Origin of the sequence: Amycolatopsis sp. NPDC051102 (assembly GCF_040682815.1) — a bacterium.
Lineage (GTDB): Bacteria > Actinomycetota > Actinomycetes > Mycobacteriales > Pseudonocardiaceae > Amycolatopsis.
Genome location: NZ_JBFBBT010000003.1, coordinates 345,778 through 361,705 on the forward strand (window position 1 = coordinate 345,778; position 15,928 = coordinate 361,705).

Annotated in this window: 18 protein-coding genes, 1 tRNA gene and 1 pseudogene; 8 read left to right on the forward strand and 12 right to left on the reverse strand. The window is 72.1% G+C overall.

The genetic code is table 11. The features are described from left to right. Positions 1-8: 8 nt before the first annotated feature. Genes AB0M93_RS12050 through AB0M93_RS12060 form a run of 3 tightly spaced genes read right to left on the reverse strand, consistent with a single transcriptional unit; the run spans position 9 to position 3,253 of the window. Positions 9-377, reverse strand: a complete 369-nt coding sequence (locus AB0M93_RS12050) for a DUF742 domain-containing protein (RefSeq protein WP_364271613.1) — start codon at positions 375-377, stop codon at positions 9-11. Further along, complete coding sequence (locus AB0M93_RS12055; protein WP_086851216.1) at positions 374-799, reverse strand: roadblock/LC7 domain-containing protein; 426 nt, start codon at positions 797-799, stop codon at positions 374-376. The genes AB0M93_RS12050 and AB0M93_RS12055 overlap by 4 nt, the downstream gene beginning before the upstream one ends. A gap of 54 nt (positions 800-853) precedes the next feature. Beyond that, on the reverse strand, positions 854-3,253 hold the full coding sequence (locus AB0M93_RS12060; protein ID WP_364271616.1) for a nitrate- and nitrite sensing domain-containing protein: 2,400 nt from the start codon (positions 3,251-3,253) through the stop codon (positions 854-856). A 404-nt stretch (positions 3,254-3,657) separates the two neighbouring features. Between AB0M93_RS12060 and AB0M93_RS12065 the strand changes: the two genes are divergently transcribed. From AB0M93_RS12065 to AB0M93_RS12075, 3 genes are all read left to right on the forward strand, one after another. After that, complete coding sequence (locus AB0M93_RS12065) at positions 3,658-4,023, forward strand: hypothetical protein (protein ID WP_364271619.1); 366 nt, start codon at positions 3,658-3,660, stop codon at positions 4,021-4,023. 80 nt (positions 4,024-4,103) lie between these two features. After that, positions 4,104-5,522, forward strand: a complete 1,419-nt coding sequence (locus tag AB0M93_RS12070; protein WP_364271622.1) for a fatty acid desaturase — start codon at positions 4,104-4,106, stop codon at positions 5,520-5,522. Positions 5,523-5,533: 11 nt separating this feature from the next. Continuing rightward, on the forward strand, positions 5,534-6,151 hold the full coding sequence (locus tag AB0M93_RS12075) for a TetR family transcriptional regulator (protein ID WP_364271625.1): 618 nt from the start codon (positions 5,534-5,536) through the stop codon (positions 6,149-6,151). Positions 6,152-6,155: 4 nt separating this feature from the next. On the opposite strand, the gene AB0M93_RS12080 is transcribed toward AB0M93_RS12075, so the two are convergent. The 4 genes and pseudogenes from AB0M93_RS12080 to AB0M93_RS12095 form a co-directional block, all read right to left on the reverse strand. Beyond that, positions 6,156-6,986, reverse strand: coding sequence for a haloalkane dehalogenase (locus AB0M93_RS12080; RefSeq protein ID WP_364271628.1), 831 nt, complete (start codon positions 6,984-6,986; stop codon positions 6,156-6,158). A gap of 5 nt (positions 6,987-6,991) precedes the next feature. Further along, complete coding sequence (locus tag AB0M93_RS12085) at positions 6,992-7,429, reverse strand: MarR family transcriptional regulator (RefSeq protein ID WP_364271629.1); 438 nt, start codon at positions 7,427-7,429, stop codon at positions 6,992-6,994. Between the two features lie 132 nt (positions 7,430-7,561). Continuing rightward, positions 7,562-8,761 carry an aminotransferase class V-fold PLP-dependent enzyme gene (locus AB0M93_RS12090; protein ID WP_364271631.1) on the reverse strand — a complete coding sequence of 400 codons (1,200 nt, stop codon included), beginning with the start codon at positions 8,759-8,761 and terminating at the stop codon, positions 7,562-7,564. Between the two features lie 57 nt (positions 8,762-8,818). Further along, positions 8,819-9,189, reverse strand: a pseudogene (locus AB0M93_RS12095) (DUF5997 family protein). 42 nt (positions 9,190-9,231) lie between these two features. Between AB0M93_RS12095 and AB0M93_RS12100 the strand changes: the two are divergent. Continuing rightward, positions 9,232-9,924, forward strand: coding sequence for a LysR substrate-binding domain-containing protein (locus AB0M93_RS12100; RefSeq protein WP_364271634.1), 693 nt, complete (start codon positions 9,232-9,234; stop codon positions 9,922-9,924). A gap of 4 nt (positions 9,925-9,928) precedes the next feature. Here AB0M93_RS12100 and AB0M93_RS12105 read toward each other — a convergent pair whose 3' ends face one another. Continuing rightward, positions 9,929-10,210 (reverse strand): isoamylase, encoded by a 282-nt coding sequence (locus AB0M93_RS12105; protein WP_364271637.1) that lies wholly within the window; start codon positions 10,208-10,210, stop codon positions 9,929-9,931. Between the two features lie 204 nt (positions 10,211-10,414). Here AB0M93_RS12105 and AB0M93_RS12110 point away from each other — a divergent pair, with 204 nt between their 5' ends. Then, positions 10,415-10,933 (forward strand): hypothetical protein, encoded by a 519-nt coding sequence (locus tag AB0M93_RS12110; protein WP_364271640.1) that lies wholly within the window; start codon positions 10,415-10,417, stop codon positions 10,931-10,933. Between the two features lie 53 nt (positions 10,934-10,986). Then, positions 10,987-11,187 carry a hypothetical protein gene (locus tag AB0M93_RS12115; RefSeq protein WP_364271643.1) on the forward strand — a complete coding sequence of 67 codons (201 nt, stop codon included), beginning with the start codon at positions 10,987-10,989 and terminating at the stop codon, positions 11,185-11,187. Between the two features lie 197 nt (positions 11,188-11,384). Here the strand turns inward: AB0M93_RS12115 and AB0M93_RS12120 are convergent, their stop codons facing one another. Then, a complete protein-coding gene (locus AB0M93_RS12120) occupies positions 11,385-12,353 on the reverse strand; it encodes a hypothetical protein (protein ID WP_364271646.1) in 969 nt (322 codons plus the stop codon). A gap of 174 nt (positions 12,354-12,527) precedes the next feature. Between AB0M93_RS12120 and AB0M93_RS12125 the strand changes: the two genes are divergently transcribed. After that, positions 12,528-13,505: a hypothetical protein gene (locus tag AB0M93_RS12125; RefSeq protein WP_364271649.1), complete on the forward strand. Its 978-nt coding sequence runs from the start codon at positions 12,528-12,530 to the stop codon at positions 13,503-13,505. A gap of 258 nt (positions 13,506-13,763) precedes the next feature. On the opposite strand, the gene AB0M93_RS12130 is transcribed toward AB0M93_RS12125, so the two are convergent. Further along, positions 13,764-13,837: transfer RNA gene (locus AB0M93_RS12130), tRNA-Ile, on the reverse strand. 185 nt (positions 13,838-14,022) lie between these two features. Between AB0M93_RS12130 and AB0M93_RS12135 the strand changes: the two genes are divergently transcribed. Beyond that, entirely contained in the window at positions 14,023-14,301 is a 279-nt protein-coding gene (locus AB0M93_RS12135; protein WP_364271652.1) for a hypothetical protein, read from the forward strand. Positions 14,302-14,342: 41 nt separating this feature from the next. Here AB0M93_RS12135 and AB0M93_RS12140 read toward each other — a convergent pair whose 3' ends face one another. Then, positions 14,343-14,819, reverse strand: a complete 477-nt coding sequence (locus AB0M93_RS12140; RefSeq protein ID WP_364271655.1) for a hypothetical protein — start codon at positions 14,817-14,819, stop codon at positions 14,343-14,345. Positions 14,820-14,917: 98 nt separating this feature from the next. Then, positions 14,918-15,892, reverse strand: a complete 975-nt coding sequence (locus AB0M93_RS12145) for a bile acid:sodium symporter family protein (RefSeq protein ID WP_364271657.1) — start codon at positions 15,890-15,892, stop codon at positions 14,918-14,920. Positions 15,893-15,928: the final 36 nt, after the last annotated feature.

Genomic DNA, 15,928 nt, shown 5'->3' on the forward strand with positions numbered 1-15,928 from the left:
CGGTGCCGTCAGTACTTGATGAGGCCATCGAGAACCGCCTGGAGTGTTTCGAGGTCCGGCGACTGCGCCGGGTTGTGGGCAGGGGAGCGCGTGATGACGAGGCCGCGTTCGATCAGGTCGCCGACGAGCACCCGCACGACCCCGAGCGGGATCTTGACGTAGACGGCGATCTCGGCGACGGACACCGGGTGGCGGCACAGCTGCACGATCGCCACGTGCTCCGGGCCGAGCCCGGCCGGCTCCTGCTCGGAGCGCAGGGTCATGACCTGCGTGGACAGATCGAGCCGCGCGGTGCCGGCCGACGTGCGGCCGCTCGTGATCGTGTACGGCCGGACCAGCGGCCCGGCGGCCTCGTCGTACCAGCCGTCGTCGCTCATGTGGCCTCCCGCAGGACCGACGCCGCTTCCCGCGGCGCGGACGCCATGTAGTCGCCGACCCGCTTCACCAGCCGGCTCATTTCGTAGGCGATCATTTCCACGTCGACGTTGTCCGCGGCCAGCACGGCCAGGCAGGCACCCTGGCCCGCCGCCGAGACGAACAGGTAGCCGCGCTCCATCTCGATCATGTTCTGCAGCACCGGGCCGCGGTTGAACTGCTTGCTCACCCCCTTGGCGAGGCTCTGCAGGCTCGAGGCGATGGCCGACAGCTGGTCCGAGTCGTCCTTGCTCATCCCGGCCGACTTGCCGATCAGCAGCCCGTCGGCGGACAGCACGATGGCGTTCTGCGCGCCGACCACGCGGTTCACCATGTCATCGAGCAACCAGTTGAGATCGGGTTTGGGGTTCCCGTACTCGTTCATTCGACGTCAGACCCTGACTTTCGGTGTGTGGACTTTCCTGTGTGCTGTCGCGGACTACGCGTCGTCCGGGCCGCCGCGCCCGCGGCGGGTGCCCTTGTGGAACGCCGCCAGCGTGCGTGCGGTGCCTTCGCCGGGCGCCACGACGTCGTCGCTGTCGTCGGGTTCGTGCTCGAGCTGGGCGACGAGGTTCTGCTGCGGTTCCCGCCGGGGCAGCCGGGGCCGGTCGTCGGTCGGCTTGAGCTGCGGTTCCGGCTCGGCCACGGCGACCGGCTCCGGCACCGCCGCCGGGACGGACGGCAGATCGTCCGGCGAGGCGAGCGCGCGTGCCGGGTACGGCCTCGGCTTGGTGTCTCGCTTCATCGGGATCTGGCCGCTGAACGAGCTGGGCGTGTCCATCGTGCGGAGGGCGCTTTCTGCCGCCTGCGGCGCGGGGGCGCCCACCGGGGCGAGGACCGCGGTGTCCTCCGCCGGGGTGGTGCCGGGGGTGCCGCCCTGGTCGGCGTCCTGGCCGGCCAGGTGCTGGGTGGGGATGAGGACGGTCGCGCGGAGGCCGCCGTAGCGGGACGGGTCGAAGGTGACGGTGATGCCGAGCCGGGCGGCCAGGCGCGCGACCACGAACAGGCCGAGGCTGGAGTCGGCCCGCAGCGCCATCGCGTCGAACTCGGGCGCTTCGGCCATCATCGCGTTCGCCCACTCGCGGACGCCGTCCTTCATGCCGAGGCCCTGGTCCGAGACGTCGACGACGACGCCGCGCGCGACCATCCGGCTGGTCACCTCGACCGGCGAGCCGGGCGGCGAGAACGACGTCGCGTTGTCGACCAGCTCGGCGACGAGGTGGATCGTGTCGGCCACCGCGGCGCCGACGATCGCGACGTCGGCCACCTGCTCGACCTGCACCCGCGCGTACTGCTCGGTTTCCGAGACGGCCGCGCGCAGGACCTCCATCAGCGCGACCGGCTTGCGCCAGCGGCGGCCGGGCTGCTTGCCGCCGAGGATGATCAGGTTCTCGGTGGTGCGGCGGGCGCGGGCGGCGAGGTGGTCGAGCTGGAACAGCGACGCCAGCTGCGTCGAGTCGTCCTCGCGGGCTTCCATCTCGTCGAGGATCTGCAGCTGCTGGTGGACGAGGACCTGGTTGCGGTGCGCGATGCCGAGGAACACGTTGTGCACACCGCTGCGGGCCTTCGCCTCGCTGGCCGCGGCGTTGACGGCGGTCAGCTGGGCGACGTTGAACGCCTCGGCCACCTGGCCGATCTCGTCGCGGCCGTGGTCGAGCTGCGGCAGCTCTTCCTTGAGGTCCACGGATTCGCCGCTCTTCAGCCGTTCCACGATGTTCGGCAGCCGGTTGCGGGCGAGGTCGAGCGAGTCGTTGCGCAGCCGCGCGAGGCGCGTCATCAGCGCGCGGTCGACGAGCGAGCGGGACACCCGCACCGCGACGATGATCGCGGCGAGTGACGCCAGCAGGGCGACGATGCTGCCGATGATCACGTTGCGCAGCTGCGCGTCACCGGCGTCGATCGCGGCCGCGGAAACCTTGTCCGCCTGGGTGATCGCCAGGTCGTTGAGGCCCTGGGCGACCTGGGTCGTCGCGTTCTCCCAGTCCGTTTCGGACACCGGCACGGTGTTCTGCTCGCCGGTCGACCACGGGCCGTGCTTGACGATCGCCTCTTCCGCGGTGGCCAGCTGCCGCCACGCCGTGCTGGTGGTCAGCGCCTGGTACTTCGTGCGGACGCCGGGGTCGAGGAACGGCGCGATCTGCGCCAGCTGCGTCCGGTAGAGGCCGGACAGCTGCGCGAACTGGGCGAAGTCGTCGGGCGCGAACGTCCCGGCCGCGAAGGCGGTCGACGCCAGCGACGTCTCCCGCGACATCATGTCACCGGCGCGGAACACCGACGTCGCCGTGATGCCGCCGGTCGCGGCTTCGGCGTCGGGCACGATCCGGGCCTGGGTGTCGAAGAGGTTGGACGCGGTGTCCATCACGCCGTTGTAGTAGGAGTTGACCTGGGCGCGGTCGATGCTGCGGAAGCTGATCTGCGAGCGCAGCACGGGCAGCTGGTCGAACTGCGCCTTCAGCGCGTTGACCTTGGACGCGATCTCGTCGGGGGCGTTGGAGATCGTCGCGGCGAAGGCGTCCTTCAGCACGGACAGCTTTTCGTCGGTGGCCTTCTGCTGCTGCTGGAGCCGGGCCGGGCCCAGACCCGGGTCGTCCAGGTACTGCAGCGCGGTCTGGCGTTCCTTCTGGAACTCGGCCAGCGCGGTGGCGGCGGGGATCGACACTTCCCGCACGGATGCCGCGACGAGCCGGACGTAAACGCCGTTGAAGAGGAAGTAGGAGGAGACCGCGATCCACAGCACCAGCAGCGTCACGCTGGGAATGAGAACGGTCCTGGTCAGCCTTTTGCGGATCGACTTGTCGTACGGCTTGTCCGACTCGTCTCGGGGGTCTTTGTTCAGCACGGCGGTTCACGAACTCCTGAGTGACGGTCGGCGAGGAATGGGGACCCGGACGAGGAAGCGGACACGACGATGGGACACAGCGGCCGCCGTCACCCGTCTTCGCCTCACCCTCCGTGTTGCCGCGGAATCGATCAGGGTCCGTTTTTTACCATGAACCCCGGACCCTCGTCCGGTGCGACCCGGCTTGCGGACACTCGTCCGCCGTGCGGCGAACGGTGTTTACTTTCTGTCCGGAGACGATTACCGGCATTTGCTCTGGTAGCAGGCCCGGGACACATTTCGACGACTTGCGCACTGGGCCGAACGGGTGAAAGTGGATTCCGCCGGTCCGGGGTGTGCGGTGGTTCGCGGCGGCGGAAAGAAGGGCAATGCCGCTGCCCGGAAGCGCCGGTACCGTTCGACGCGTGTGCCGGTACGGGGAGACGACCTGCAAGGTCCACTACGTCTGCGTGGCGTGCCGCAAGAGCCACAAGCACGCCTGGGACGGTGCGGAGCACCGCTGCCCCGGATGCCGCCGGCCGATGGTGTTCGCCGGGCACGACTTCGCGGCGCCGCCGCGGCGTGACGGCTCGGGCTGGGCGGCGGTCGCGGCCGTGCTCGAAGCGGGCTTGAAGTACGAGGGTTTCCAGCCGTGCGGGTGCGGCCGGGAACCGAAGCCCCGGCCGCGCACCGCGGCGCAGGTGCGGGCCCGGCAGCGAGTGGCCCGGCGGGCGGGGGTGCCCGACACCGAAGCGCTGGCCGCCCGCGATCCGCACGACCTTGCGGACTGACCTTTACATCTGTCGAATGATTGTCAACTGAGCTGTACATCACCTATCCTCCTGTCAACCTCACCGTCGAGGAGGATGCGATGACCGAAGTGACCGGGACCGTGCCCGCCGGCTCGACCGAACTGTGGCGCGACCGCAAGCGGTACCTGTGGCTGATCGGGCTGGTGGTCCCGTCCCTGGCGTTCCTCGCCATCGGGTTGCACGCCGCCACCGGGTGGGGCGGGTGGTTCTGGATCGGGCCCGTCGTGATCCTCGTGGTCGTGCCGGTGATCGACCTGCTCGCCGGGCTCGACCGCAGCAACCCGCCCGACGACGTCCTCGCGCGGCTGGAGAACGACCGCTACTACCGCTGGATCACCTTCGCCTTCCTGCCCGTCCAGTACCTCGGCTTCGGTGCCGCGTTCTGGCTGATCGCCCACGGCGGCCTCGGCGTCGCGGACAAGATCGGGCTGGCCGTGTCGATCGGGTGCATCGGCGGGATCGGCATCAACACCGCGCACGAACTCGGCCACAAGAAGGAGAGCCACGAGCGCTGGCTGTCCAAGATCGCGCTGGCGCAGAGCTTCTACGGCCACTTCTACATCGAGCACAACCGCGGCCACCACGTCCGCGTCGCGACTCCGGAGGACCCGGCGAGCAGCCGCGTCGGCGAAAGCTTCTACCGCTTCTGGCCGCGGACCGTGTTCGGCTCGCTGAAGTCGGCGTGGCGGCTGGAGCGCAAGCGCTACGCCCGGCGCGATCGCCACCCGTTCCGGCTCGGCAACGACGTGCTCAACGCCTGGCTGATGTCCGCGGTGCTGTGGGCGGCGATGACCGTTTGGCTCGGTGCCGGGGTGCTGCCCTACCTGGTCGTCCAGGCCGTGGTCGGGTTCTCGCTGCTGGAGGTCGTCAACTACATGGAGCACTACGGCATGCGGCGGCAACGGGTCGGCGCGCCCGGGCGGCGGCGCTACGAGCGCGTGAACCCGAGCCACAGCTGGAACTCCAACAACATCGCCACCAACGTCCTGCTCTACCACCTGCAGCGGCACAGCGACCACCACGCCAACCCGACGAGGCGGTACCAGACGCTGCGCGACTTCGCCGAGTCGCCGGTGCTGCCCACGGGGTACGCCGGGATGATCGTGCTGGCGCTCGTGCCGCCGCTGTGGCGCCGGGTGATGGACCCGCGGGTGCTCGCGCACTACGACGGCGACATCTCGCGCGCCAACATCCAGCCGGGCAAGCGCGCCAAGGTCCTGGCCCGCTACGGCACCCGCGTCACGGCGGCCGTCGACGTCGCCGCCGACACCCGCGGTGACGCCACCGAAGGCGGCATGTGCCCCGGCTGCGGGTACGTCTACGACGAAGAGCGCGGCGACCCGCGGGAGGGCTTCCCGGCGGGCACACCGTGGGCGGCGATCCCCGACTTCTGGTGCTGCCCGGACTGCGGCGTGCGCGAGAAGGTCGACTTCGTCGCGCCGGGGAGGGTCAGCCCGGCCGGGAGCGGCACCACCTAGAATGGGCGGTCATGAGCGGGGCACTTCCGGCGCCGCCCGAGGGCGGCCAGCACCGGCGGCCGATCATCGCCGCGGCGATCGAGCTGACGGCGAAGTCGGGGTGGCCGGCCGTCACGATGGCCCGGCTGGCGGAGCTGGTGGGCGTCAGCCGCCAGACCGTCTACAACGAGATCGGCTCCAAGGCCGCGCTGGCCGAGGCGATGGTCGCGCATGAACTCGACCGGTTCCTTTCGGTCGTCGGCGCCGCCTTCGACCGCCACCCGGACGACCTCGTCGAGGCGATCTACGACGCCGTCCGCGCGGTCCTCGAACTCGCCGACGACAACACGCTGCTGCGCGCGATCGCCTCGGCGACCCACGGTTCCGCGCCCGAGCTCCTCCCGCTGCTGACCACCGACGCCGGCGCGCTGCTCACCCAGGCGAAGGCGATGCTCGCCGTCCGCGTGGCGGCCTACCGGCCCCCGCTGGGCGACGACCAGGTCGCGGTGGTGATCGACCTGGTCGTCCGCACGGTGCTCAGCCACGTCATGCAGCCGTCGGACACGCCGGCCCGCACCGCCGACGCGCTGGCGTGGGTCGCGGCGCGCGTCCTCGGCGTCGAGGCGGCGACGCCCCTGCGGCACACGTGACGCCTCAGCGGAGGCCGTGCCGGTCCAGCCACGCCGAAATCTCGGCGGCGATCTCCTTGGGCCGGTCCTCCTGCGCGTGGTGCCCGGCTTCCCCGCACGCGACGACGTCGAGCGCGGCGATGTGGTCCCGGCACCACCGCGCCATTTCTTCGCCGATGAGCAGCGTCGGCGAGCCTTCGAACGTCATGAGCAGCTTCGGCGTGCCGTCGCTGGTGGCCAGCCACTCGTCGTAGGCCTCGATGCGCGTGACCAGCTCCGCCGGTTCGCCGCCGAGCGGCAGCTGCCGCGCCCAGGCGAGGACCGGGCGACGGCTCTCGGGCGTCGGGAACGGGGCGAGGTAGGCGGCCAGGTCGTCGGCGCCGACCGGGGTGCGGACCCCGCCGGTGAACGCCTGGCGGACGAACAGGTCCTGCGTCAGCACCATGTCCTCGCCGACACCCGGCGTCCGGATCTTGCGGGACCGCTCGGCCGCCTGCGGGGACAGGTCGGTCCAGGCCATGGGCTTGACGATGGTCTCGAAGAAGGCGAGCCCGCGGACCCGGCCGGGATGCCGGGCGGCGAGGTCGAAGGCGAGCGCGCCGCCCCAGTCGTGCCCGACGAGGACGACGTCGGCCAGGCCGAGCGCGTCGAACCAGGCGTCGAGGTGGCTTGCGTGGTCGGCGAAGGAGTAGGGGATGTCCGGCTTGGGCGAGCGGCCCATGCCGATGAGGTCGGGGGCCAGCAGGCGGCCGCCGCCGACGTGCGGCAGGACGTGCCGCCAGCCGTGGGACGAGCCGGGGTTGCCGTGCAGGAAGACGATCGGGGTGCCGGTACCGGTTTCTTCGTGGTGCAGCATGGCTTTCAGGACTCCAGTGGGGTGTCGAGGAGGATGGTGAGCTCGCGGGCCAGCGCCGCGGTGCGGTCGCCGTCCCGGCCTCCGAGGGGCGCGAGGAGCCGGTCGAGGAGCGCGGCCACGGTGGCGATCGCCGGCTCGGTCACCTCGCGTCCGCGCGGGGTGAGTTTCAGCCGGACGGTCCGGGTGTCGGCGGGATCGCGGGTGCGTTCGACCAGGCCGTCGGCGTCGAGGGTGCGGGCGAGCTTGGAGACGTAGAGCGCTTCGAGCCCGGTGTGGTCGGCCAGTTCGCGCTGGCTCGGGCTCTCCCCGGCGCGTTCCAGGCCGAAGAGTGAGGAGAGGAAGACGTACTGCGCGTGCGTCAGCCCGATCGGCGCGAGGGCGCGGTCCACCGCCACCCGCCACTTCGTGGAGAGGCGCCAGACGAGGTGACCAGGAGTGCTCATGCCAGATACAGTACATGGCTACTAATTACATGGCTACTATGTGGCAGAGGTCGCGTCGGTGGTCTGCCGCGGCTGGTCGTGAGTGGTAAGGAGAGTTCTAACTCGCCTTACCACTCACGACTGCGGTGCGGGTCAGCCGGCCAGTTCGCGGATGCGCTCCATGGCCCGCCGGACTTCGGCGAAGCCGGTGGTGAGCGGGCTCAGCCCGATCCGGATGCCGTCGGGGCGGCGGAAGTCGATCAGCACGCCGTGATCGATGAGCACGCGCGAAAGCCGTTCGGCGTCCGGGTGCCGGAGGGTGACGTGGCCGCCGCGGCGCTCGTCGTCGCGCGGGGAAGCGACGGTGAAGCCGAGCGGGACGAGCCACGCGTCGGCGAGGGCGAGCACCCACCGCCCCAGCGCCACGGCCTTGGCACGCACTCGGTCGATGCCGACCTCCGCCAGCAGCGCCACGCCCTCCTGGACGCCCACCATGCCGAGCACCGGCGGCGTGCCCGACAACGCCCGCCGGATCCCGGGCGCGGGCACGTACTCCGCGGCCATGCCGAAGGTGTCGGCCGCGCCCATCCAGCCGGTGATGGGCTGGCCGAACGCCTCGTGGTGGCGCGCGTTGACGTAGAGGAACGCGGGCGCGCCGGGTCCGGCGTTGAGGAACTTGTACGTGCAGCCGACGGCGAAGTCGGCGCCGGCGGCGTCCAGCTCGACCGGGATCGAGCCCACGCTGTGGCAGAGGTCCCAGACGACGAGGCCGCCGCGCTCGTGCACCAGCCGCGTCACGGCGGCCAGGTCGGTGATCGCCGCCGACCGGTAGTCCACATGGGACAGCGTGACGACGGCGGTCCGCGGCCCGACGACCGCCGCGACGTCGTCGCCTTCGACCCAGCGGATGGTGAGGCCGAGTTCGGCGGCGACGCTCTCGACCAGGAACCGGTCGGTGGGGAAGTTCGCGGTGTCGGTGACGAGCTCGTCGCGCCCGGGCCGCAGCGCGACGGCCGCCCGCAGCGCCTTGTAGAGGCACACGGACGTCGAATCGGCGACGATCGTCTGCCCGGGCGCGGCCCCGAGCGCGACGCGGCCGAGCTCGTCCCCGATCTCCCCGGGCAGGGTGAGCCAGCGCTCTTCCCAGGACCGGATCAGCCGGCCGCCCCACTCGTGGGCGACGAGCTCCTGCAGCCGGTCCGCGGTGGCGCGCAGCGGGCGGCCCAGGGAGTTCCCGTCGAGGTAGGCCACGACGCCGGGATCGTCGATCGGCACGAACCGGTCACGGAACGCGGCGAGCTCGTCCGCGGCGTCGAGGCGGTCCGCCTCCCCGGGCGAGATGTCGGTCGTCATGTCCGCCATCATGACGGGCACCCGCGGGTTTCGCGCCGGCGGCGCTCGCCGCTCGGCTCAGCGGTTCTTTTCCTTGACCCGCTCGGTTTCCTTCCGCACCTCGGCCTGGGTGGCGCGCTCCCGCACCAGCCAGTCCGGGCTCTGCGCCTTCAGCTCGTCGATCTGCTCGGTGGTCAGCGGCTCGGTGATCCCGCCGCGGGTGAGGCCGCCGATGGAGACGCCCAGCTTCGCCGCGACCACCGGACGCGGGTGCGGGCCGGTGCGGCGCAGCTCGCGCAGCCACTCCGGCGGGTCGGCCTGCAGCGCGTTCAGTTCGTCGCGCGTGACGAGGCCCTCCCGGAACTCCGCGGGGTGGCTTCGAGGTACACGCCCAGCTTCTTCGCCGCGGTCGCGGGCTTCATCGTCTGGGCGGTCTTGTGCGACGTCATGCCGTCCAGGGTAGCCAGCGTCACTCCCGGTAACCTGACCCGGTGACCTCTTTCAAGCTCGCCTACGTCCCGGGAGCGACCCCCGCCAAGTGGGTGCGGACCTGGGCCGAGCGGGTGCCGGAGGTGCCGCTGACCCTGGTTCCGGTCGCCGCCGCCGACGCGGCCGGCCTGCTGCGCGCCCGCGACGCCGACGCGGCGCTGCTGCGGTCCCCGATCGACCGCGACGGCCTGCACGCGATCCCGCTCTACACCGAGACGACGGTGGTCGTGGTGCCCAAGGACCACCTGGTCGCGGCGGCCGACGAAGTGTCCATCGTGGACTTGGCCGACGACGTCGTGCTGCACGCCCTCGACGACACGCTGGAGTGGGAGTCGCTGCCGGGCCGGCCGGCGGTTTCGCGGCCCGAGACGACGGCGGACGCGATCGAGCTGGTCGCGGCCGGCGTCGGCGTGCTCGTGGTCCCGCAGTCGCTCGCCCGGCTGCACCACCGCCGGGACGTCACCTACCGGACGGTCGCGGACGCGCCGCAGTCGAGCGTCGCGCTGTCGTGGCTGGAGGAGGAGACGACGGACCTGATGGAGCAGTTCATCGGGATCGTCCGCGGCCGGACGGTGAACAGCACGCGCGGCCGCCCGCAGGTGACGGCGGAACGCAAGCGCCCGGAGCGCAAGCCCGCCGCGGCCAAGCCGGTCCGGCGCGGCGGGGGCCCGGCGAAGCGGCGCCGGCGGGGCTGAGCCGTCAGGGGGTCGTGCAGACGCAGTTGCCGTCGGCGCGGTCGGGCAGGTCGGGGTCGTCGAACCAGTGGCCGTTCTCCCCGAGGTAGCGGAACTGGAGCACGGTCCCCGGCGTCACGTCGACCGACGCCGAGCGGCGGCCGTTGGACCGCGGGGTGAGGTGGTGGCGGCCCGGGGTCCAGTCGTTGAACGAGCCGACGACGCTCACCCGTCCGGGCGGGGCGCCGGCCGGGAGGCTGAAGGTGACGCGCTGGGTGCCGGCCCGGCTTTTGCTGATCTTGATCACTCGTGGGGGCCTTTCGCGGGAACGGTCGGGAGGGCGTGCTCGGCACTGAGCGCCGACATGATGGCACACCAGTGACGATTTGGTCACGCCGCGTACCCGAGTGGGTTACGGCGCCGCTCAACGGTTCGCCACTGACCGGGTGGTCCTGGGCTGAACCATGATCATTTCGTGTTCGGAGCGCGCCGCGGTGGGAAACTGACTGCCGTGACTGTCGCCGCTGATCGTCAAGTCAAGGACCCCTGTGCCTGGCTCAGCGCTGTCACCCACGAGCTCGCCGAGGTCCATCCGGCCGACACGCGAGCGGTGATCTTGACGGTGTGGGACGGGCTGGCCGCCGCCCGGTTGGCCGGGCTGTACGCGGCCGCGGCTTCGCCGCGCTGGCGAGCCAGACAGCGTCACGCGGAAGCGGTCGAGTTCGACCTCGCCGTGCTGCTGGCGCGCAACTGCACGGTGGCCACCGGCCTGGCCATCCCGGCCCGGCTGCCGCGAGCCGCGGTCGCCTGGCCCGCCGAACGCGCCGACGCGGCGGTCGCGGCGGTGGTGACGTTCTGCGGCACGGCCGAAGCGGTGCTGCGCCGGGCGGGCGAGCTGACCCCGGTGTGGGAGGACAGCCTCCTGGGCCCGGTGGCGCTGGCCCGCTGGCTGGCGGACTGCTGGACGGGCCGCCACGCGGGCAGCTGCCCGCTGCAGCTGCCGGTCCCGCCCCCGCAGTGGTGGCGCTGAGATGCTGTCCGTCAGGTGAAGTCTGGGCTCGGGCGGGAGGAGAGGAGGCCAGGGTGACCGAAGCAGCGGCCCGGTTCTCGAGACTCCCGGAGCCGGCGCGGCTGGCGGTCCGGGAGGTCCTGCTGGCCGAGCTGACGGCCGCGGCCGAACGAGCCCGGGCGGCCGGGTGCCCGGGCGAGACCCTGGTGGCGGCCTTGGAGGCCCGGTGCCGCCGGGTCGCCGAGGACGGCCGGGGCGCGGCCTCGGACCGGTGAGCGCGGCCGGGCGGTGGGAGGGATCGGGCTTGGCCCAGCGCCTTTGGCCGCCAGGTGCGGTTCGTCGGCGGCTGCGTGCGTGTGGGCCGGATTCAGTGCCGGCGGCTGGTGGAGCTCGGCTGGCAGGGGGCCTGCGGCCAACCGGCGATCGCGGCGGGCCGCGCCCCGAAACCGCGCCGCCGGGAGCCGGGTCGCCGTCAGCGGCCCAGGATCGCCAGTGCCGTCGCCACGATCCCGTCCACCCTCGCCGGGTCCGCCAGCGCTGCCACCAGCCAGTCGTCGCGGGCCGATCCTCCGACGGCTTCCTCGCCGATCCCGCCGAACACCAGCCGCAGCACCGTGGGGACCGCCGACGCCGGGTCCTCGCCTCGGTGCAAGCGGGCGTCGATCGCCGTCAGGGCCTCCTCCGCCAGCTCTGCCAGGCGGGCGTCCGCCAGCTCGTCGCGGCCGACCAGCTCCAGGGCCGGGAGCTCCGCCGGCATCGGGGCCACCGGGGCCTGCTTGTGGCCCAGCGGGCGCTCCACGTGGTCCGCGTGCCACTTCTCCCGCGTCCGCATGGCCGCCAGAACTCGCCGGACCTCGCCGTCGAGGGTGTCGCGGTCCGCCACCGGCTCGCCCGTCAGCTCCGCGCGGCGCGCCGCCCAGCCGTCCAGGGGCCACAGCTCGGCGCCCGCCGTGGCCGGCACCCCCACCCAGACCAGGATCTGCACCGCCAGGTCGCACAGCCAGGGGTCGCCGCCGAGGGCGTCGCCCAGCCAGGCCGGCAGGCGAGGTCGTTGCAGCGCCCCGAGTTCGCCGCGCCGGCGCCGATGCGCGTCGACCGTCGCCGGGTTGAGGCGGGTCGAGAGCCAGCCCTCCAGGTTCTCGATCGGGTCCGTCGCGCGCCGCAGGGCGTGGTCCACCACCGCTTCGACATCGTCGTGGAAGCGGTCGAGGCAGTCGGGCCGCAGCCACTCGAGCCCGCGGGCGCAGTCCGCGTGCCGGCGCCGGTGCTCCAGCGGCCGGGTGATCCGCGTGAAGACCAGCGGCCACGCGACGCTGTAGACCCCGCCGCGCAACCGGGCGAGCGCGCGAGGCGGGGCGGTCGCGGCCGAGCCGGCCAGCAGGCCGTCGCGGGCCAGCCGCCGGACCCCGGCGACATCGGCCTGGTGCACAGTGCCGAGCAACGTTCCTCCCCGATGTCGACCAGAAAATGGTCGGGCAACCGGAGAATGGGAAAGGGCCACGGCCGGGTCGAATCGGCGGTGAACTGGCCAACGGCAGGCCACCCCCGAATCACCTGATCGGCGCAGCCGGCGCCGCCGATCGCCGCGAAGTCCGCGTGCCACAATGGAAATCCCATGGCACACAAGGACGGGCTGCTCCGGGAACTCACCACGTTGCGGCGCGGCTGGGGAGTGGAAGCCGAACGGTTGCGCAGCCGGCTCGGGCCGCTCGTCTCCGGCTGGTGCGAAATCCACCGGACGACGAGCGACCGTGACGCGCGGCGGGTTCTGCGCGAAGCGATTTCCGCCGCGATCGCGGACTTCCCGGCCGACGACCGGCTGGCGGTGAACGTCGCGCTGGCCATCGCCCCCGGCGCGCAGCACGCCCTGCTCAGCGACCGGATCGGGATCCTCGCCGAACGCCTGAGCGTCTCCGAGCGCACGGCCCGGCGGCGGATCGACCGCTCGTTCGCCCGGCTCGCCGCGGAGATCGAGGCCGGCACGCGGCCGGGCGACGGCGTGCCCGACCCGGACAAGGGCTGGTTCGTCAAGCGGCTCAAGGTGCTCGTGCGGCTCGACACCCCCGAACCCGAGGTGACCGAGGAACGCCTGATCGTGGCGACCACCGACGACCTCGGCCGGATTTCCGCTCAGTTCACCGTGCCCCGCACCTACGACGACCGGGACGGCGAGCGGCACGTCGCCGCGGACGCGCGGCACGGCGCCCGGATCAGCGCCGGCCACCGGGAGGGCCAGCGGCACTTCCGCTGGCTGCTCGACCTGCCGCGGCCGCTGTCCCGCGGCGACAGCCACACGTACTCCCTGGTGTTCCGCCTCCAGGACGGCCGGCCGACCCGGCCGTCGTACGTGTTCGTGCCGCTGGTGACGTGCGAGTCGTTCACCCTGCGGGTCCGCTTCGACCCGCGGCGGCCGCCGCGGGTGGTGTGGCGGCTGGACCGGGTGCCGCCGTCGGTGCTCGCCGACCCGCCCCAGCCGGGCCCGGCGCTGCCGCTCGACGGCGCGTGCGAGGTCGCGCAGGAGTTCAGCGCACCGCAGCTGGGCTACGCCTACGGCCTGCGCTGGCTACCGAGCGAAGACATTCCTCCCGTGTGAATACTGGACCGGGTGGATCGGATCGCTGCCGCGCTGGGGGACGTCGACCCCCGCGACCGCACTACGCAAATGGCTGGTGAACGCAGAAAAACCGCATCGACTGACGAAGGCCCGATGCGCCCAAGGTGAGCCGCGTGGCGCGCGCAGCGCAAGGCGAGCCGCGTTGCGCCGCTGGGGGTCCGGGGGTTATCCCCCGGGAAGATACTGCGGACACCGGGAGCGAGGCCGAAGGCATCGCGAACAAGACGATCCGTCTCGTGGGGCGGGCGGGGCTCGAACCCGCGGCCAAGGGATTATGAGTCCCCTGCTCTAACCAACTGAGCTACCGCCCCCTGGCCTCGGCGCGTAGGCGGCACGAGGATTTGCATGTGCACAAAACACTCAGTTCGCTCCAAGTTATCACAGCGGCCATCCGGGCAGATCCGGTAGGCCAAACAGGTTGAAGTGCCCGCCGAGCGGCGCAGGCTCGTCTAGGTTGCAAGGGCGTCACCGCTGACCGGAACGGCGGGAGGAAGCGATGGCCTCTGTTCTGCGGGTCAGCTCGTCCCGGCACCGGGCGGCCCGGTTGGCGTTGCTGGACGCGTTCACCGCGGGGGCGGGCTTGGGCTACCTCGCGCACCAGTACCGGGAGGTTCTCGTGGCGAACCCCGCGACCGTCGGCTTGGTGCTGTTGTTCACGCTCACTCTCGCGTTGCTGATCGCTTCCGCGGTCCGTGCCCTGCGCCGGGCGGCTTCGCGCGTCGACGCCATCTTCGCGGAGGAACTGCGGAAGAAGCCTTCGCCCCGGCCGCGGTGACGGAAATCCTTGGTGGGCAAGGCAATTGCTGCGGAATCCGTTCAGCTCGCCGCCTGCGACGTGGTTGCCGGGGTCGGAGTCATGCTCGGGGTGGTCGGTGTGGTGGTCGCCGGCGTCGTGGGAGCCGTCGCCGTGGCGTAAGCCGCGTAGCTGAACCAGATCTGGCCGAACGTCTTCGGCGTGGTCTGCGAAAACATCGCCCGCACCTGGAAGGTGGTGGCGGTGAACGAACCCTGCACGGTGTTGAGCATGAAGCCGTTGAACTGGCCCGGCGTGTTCGCCGACACCACGATCACCTCCGGCACCCGGCCGAGGCCGTGGGTGACCGTGCACAGTCCGGCGCCGTCGGTCAGGCAGGAGGCTTGCGCCGCCTGGACGATCGGCGCCGGGGCCGGCCCGACGGCGGCCGACGCACCGCCGAACGCCACCGCGCCCGCCGTGACCACCGCGGCGCCGGCCAGTGCGGCGAGCGCGGTGCGTGTCCCGATTCCCCTGTGGTTTCTCCCCAGTGCGTTCACGCATCCCCAGTCGTTCCCCCGGCCGCTGCTGTTACCGGTGCCCGCTGTTCCGCGCCGGCCGCAAACTGTCCACATTGAACTGATCCGTGCACTTCGGCTCAGGCGGCCACGAGCTCCCCGGCCTCCTCCGAGGCGGCGGCGTAGCGGCGAGCCAGCGTCGCGCAGACGATCAGCTGGATCTGGTGGAACAGCATCAGCGGCAGCACGATCAGCCCGACCTGCGCGTGTCCGAACAGGACGGTCGCCATCGGCAGGCCGCTGGCCAGGCTCTTCTTCGAGCCGCAGAACACGATGGTGATCCGGTCCGCGCGGGCGAAGCCCAGCAGGCGGGCACCCCAGCCGGTCGCGGCCAGGACCGCCGCGAGCAGCACGCCGCACACCACGACCAGCACCAGCAGGTGCCCGACGTCGAGGCGGTGCCAGATGCCTTCCGTCATACCCGCGCTGAACGCCGTGTAGACCACCAGCAGGATCGAACCGCGGTCGACCAGCTTCAGCGGTGCCGAGTGGCGCTTGATCCAGCCGCCGATCCAGCGCCGTGCCAGCTGGCCGGCCACGAACGGTGCCAGCAGCTGCAGCACGATCCCGAGCACGGCCGAGCCGTCGACGCCCGCGCCGTCGCCGGCCAGCAGCAGCGCCACCAGCAGCGGGGTCAGCACGATGCCGGCCAGGTTGGACAGGGACGCGCTGCAGATCGCCGCCGCGACGTTGCCGCGGGCGATCGACGTGAACGCGATCGACGACTGCACCGTCGAAGGCAGCACGGCCAGGAACAGCACGCCCGCGGCCAGCTGCGGCGGCAGCACCGAGGCGGGGAGCAGGAACAGTGCCAAGCCGAGCAGCGGGAACAGGACGAACGTCGCGCCGAGCACCACCGCGTGCAGCCGCCAGTGCCGCAGCCCGTCCAGGGCCTCCTGAGTGGACAGCCGGGCGCCGTACAGGAAGAACAGCAGGCCGACGGCGATGGTGGTGGCGGCGCCGAAGCCGCCGGCCACCGCGCCGGACGCGGGGAGCAGGGTGGCGACGCCGACGGTGGCGAGGATGGCGATGACGAACGGGTCGAGACGGGGCATGGATCTCCTTCCGAAACAATTCTCAGCCACCCCGCG

Bases quoted from the DNA above. Each gene is read 5' to 3' on its own strand.
- AB0M93_RS12050 (WP_364271613.1), bottom strand. From the start codon at position 377: ATGAGCGACGACGGCTGGTACGACGAGGCCGCCGGGCCGCTGGTCCGG.
- AB0M93_RS12055 (WP_086851216.1), bottom strand. From the start codon at position 799: ATGAACGAGTACGGGAACCCCAAACCCGATCTCAACTGGTTGCTCGAT.
- AB0M93_RS12070 (WP_364271622.1), top strand. From the start codon at position 4,104: ATGACCGAAGTGACCGGGACCGTGCCCGCCGGCTCGACCGAACTGTGG.
- AB0M93_RS12075 (WP_364271625.1), top strand. From the start codon at position 5,534: ATGAGCGGGGCACTTCCGGCGCCGCCCGAGGGCGGCCAGCACCGGCGG.
- AB0M93_RS12080 (WP_364271628.1), bottom strand. From the start codon at position 6,986: ATGCTGCACCACGAAGAAACCGGTACCGGCACCCCGATCGTCTTCCTG.
- AB0M93_RS12085 (WP_364271629.1), bottom strand. From the start codon at position 7,429: ATGAGCACTCCTGGTCACCTCGTCTGGCGCCTCTCCACGAAGTGGCGG.
- AB0M93_RS12090 (WP_364271631.1), bottom strand. From the start codon at position 8,761: ATGACGACCGACATCTCGCCCGGGGAGGCGGACCGCCTCGACGCCGCG.
- AB0M93_RS12125 (WP_364271649.1), top strand. From the start codon at position 12,528: ATGGCACACAAGGACGGGCTGCTCCGGGAACTCACCACGTTGCGGCGC.
- AB0M93_RS12135 (WP_364271652.1), top strand. From the start codon at position 14,023: ATGGCCTCTGTTCTGCGGGTCAGCTCGTCCCGGCACCGGGCGGCCCGG.
- AB0M93_RS12145 (WP_364271657.1), bottom strand. From the start codon at position 15,892: ATGCCCCGTCTCGACCCGTTCGTCATCGCCATCCTCGCCACCGTCGGC.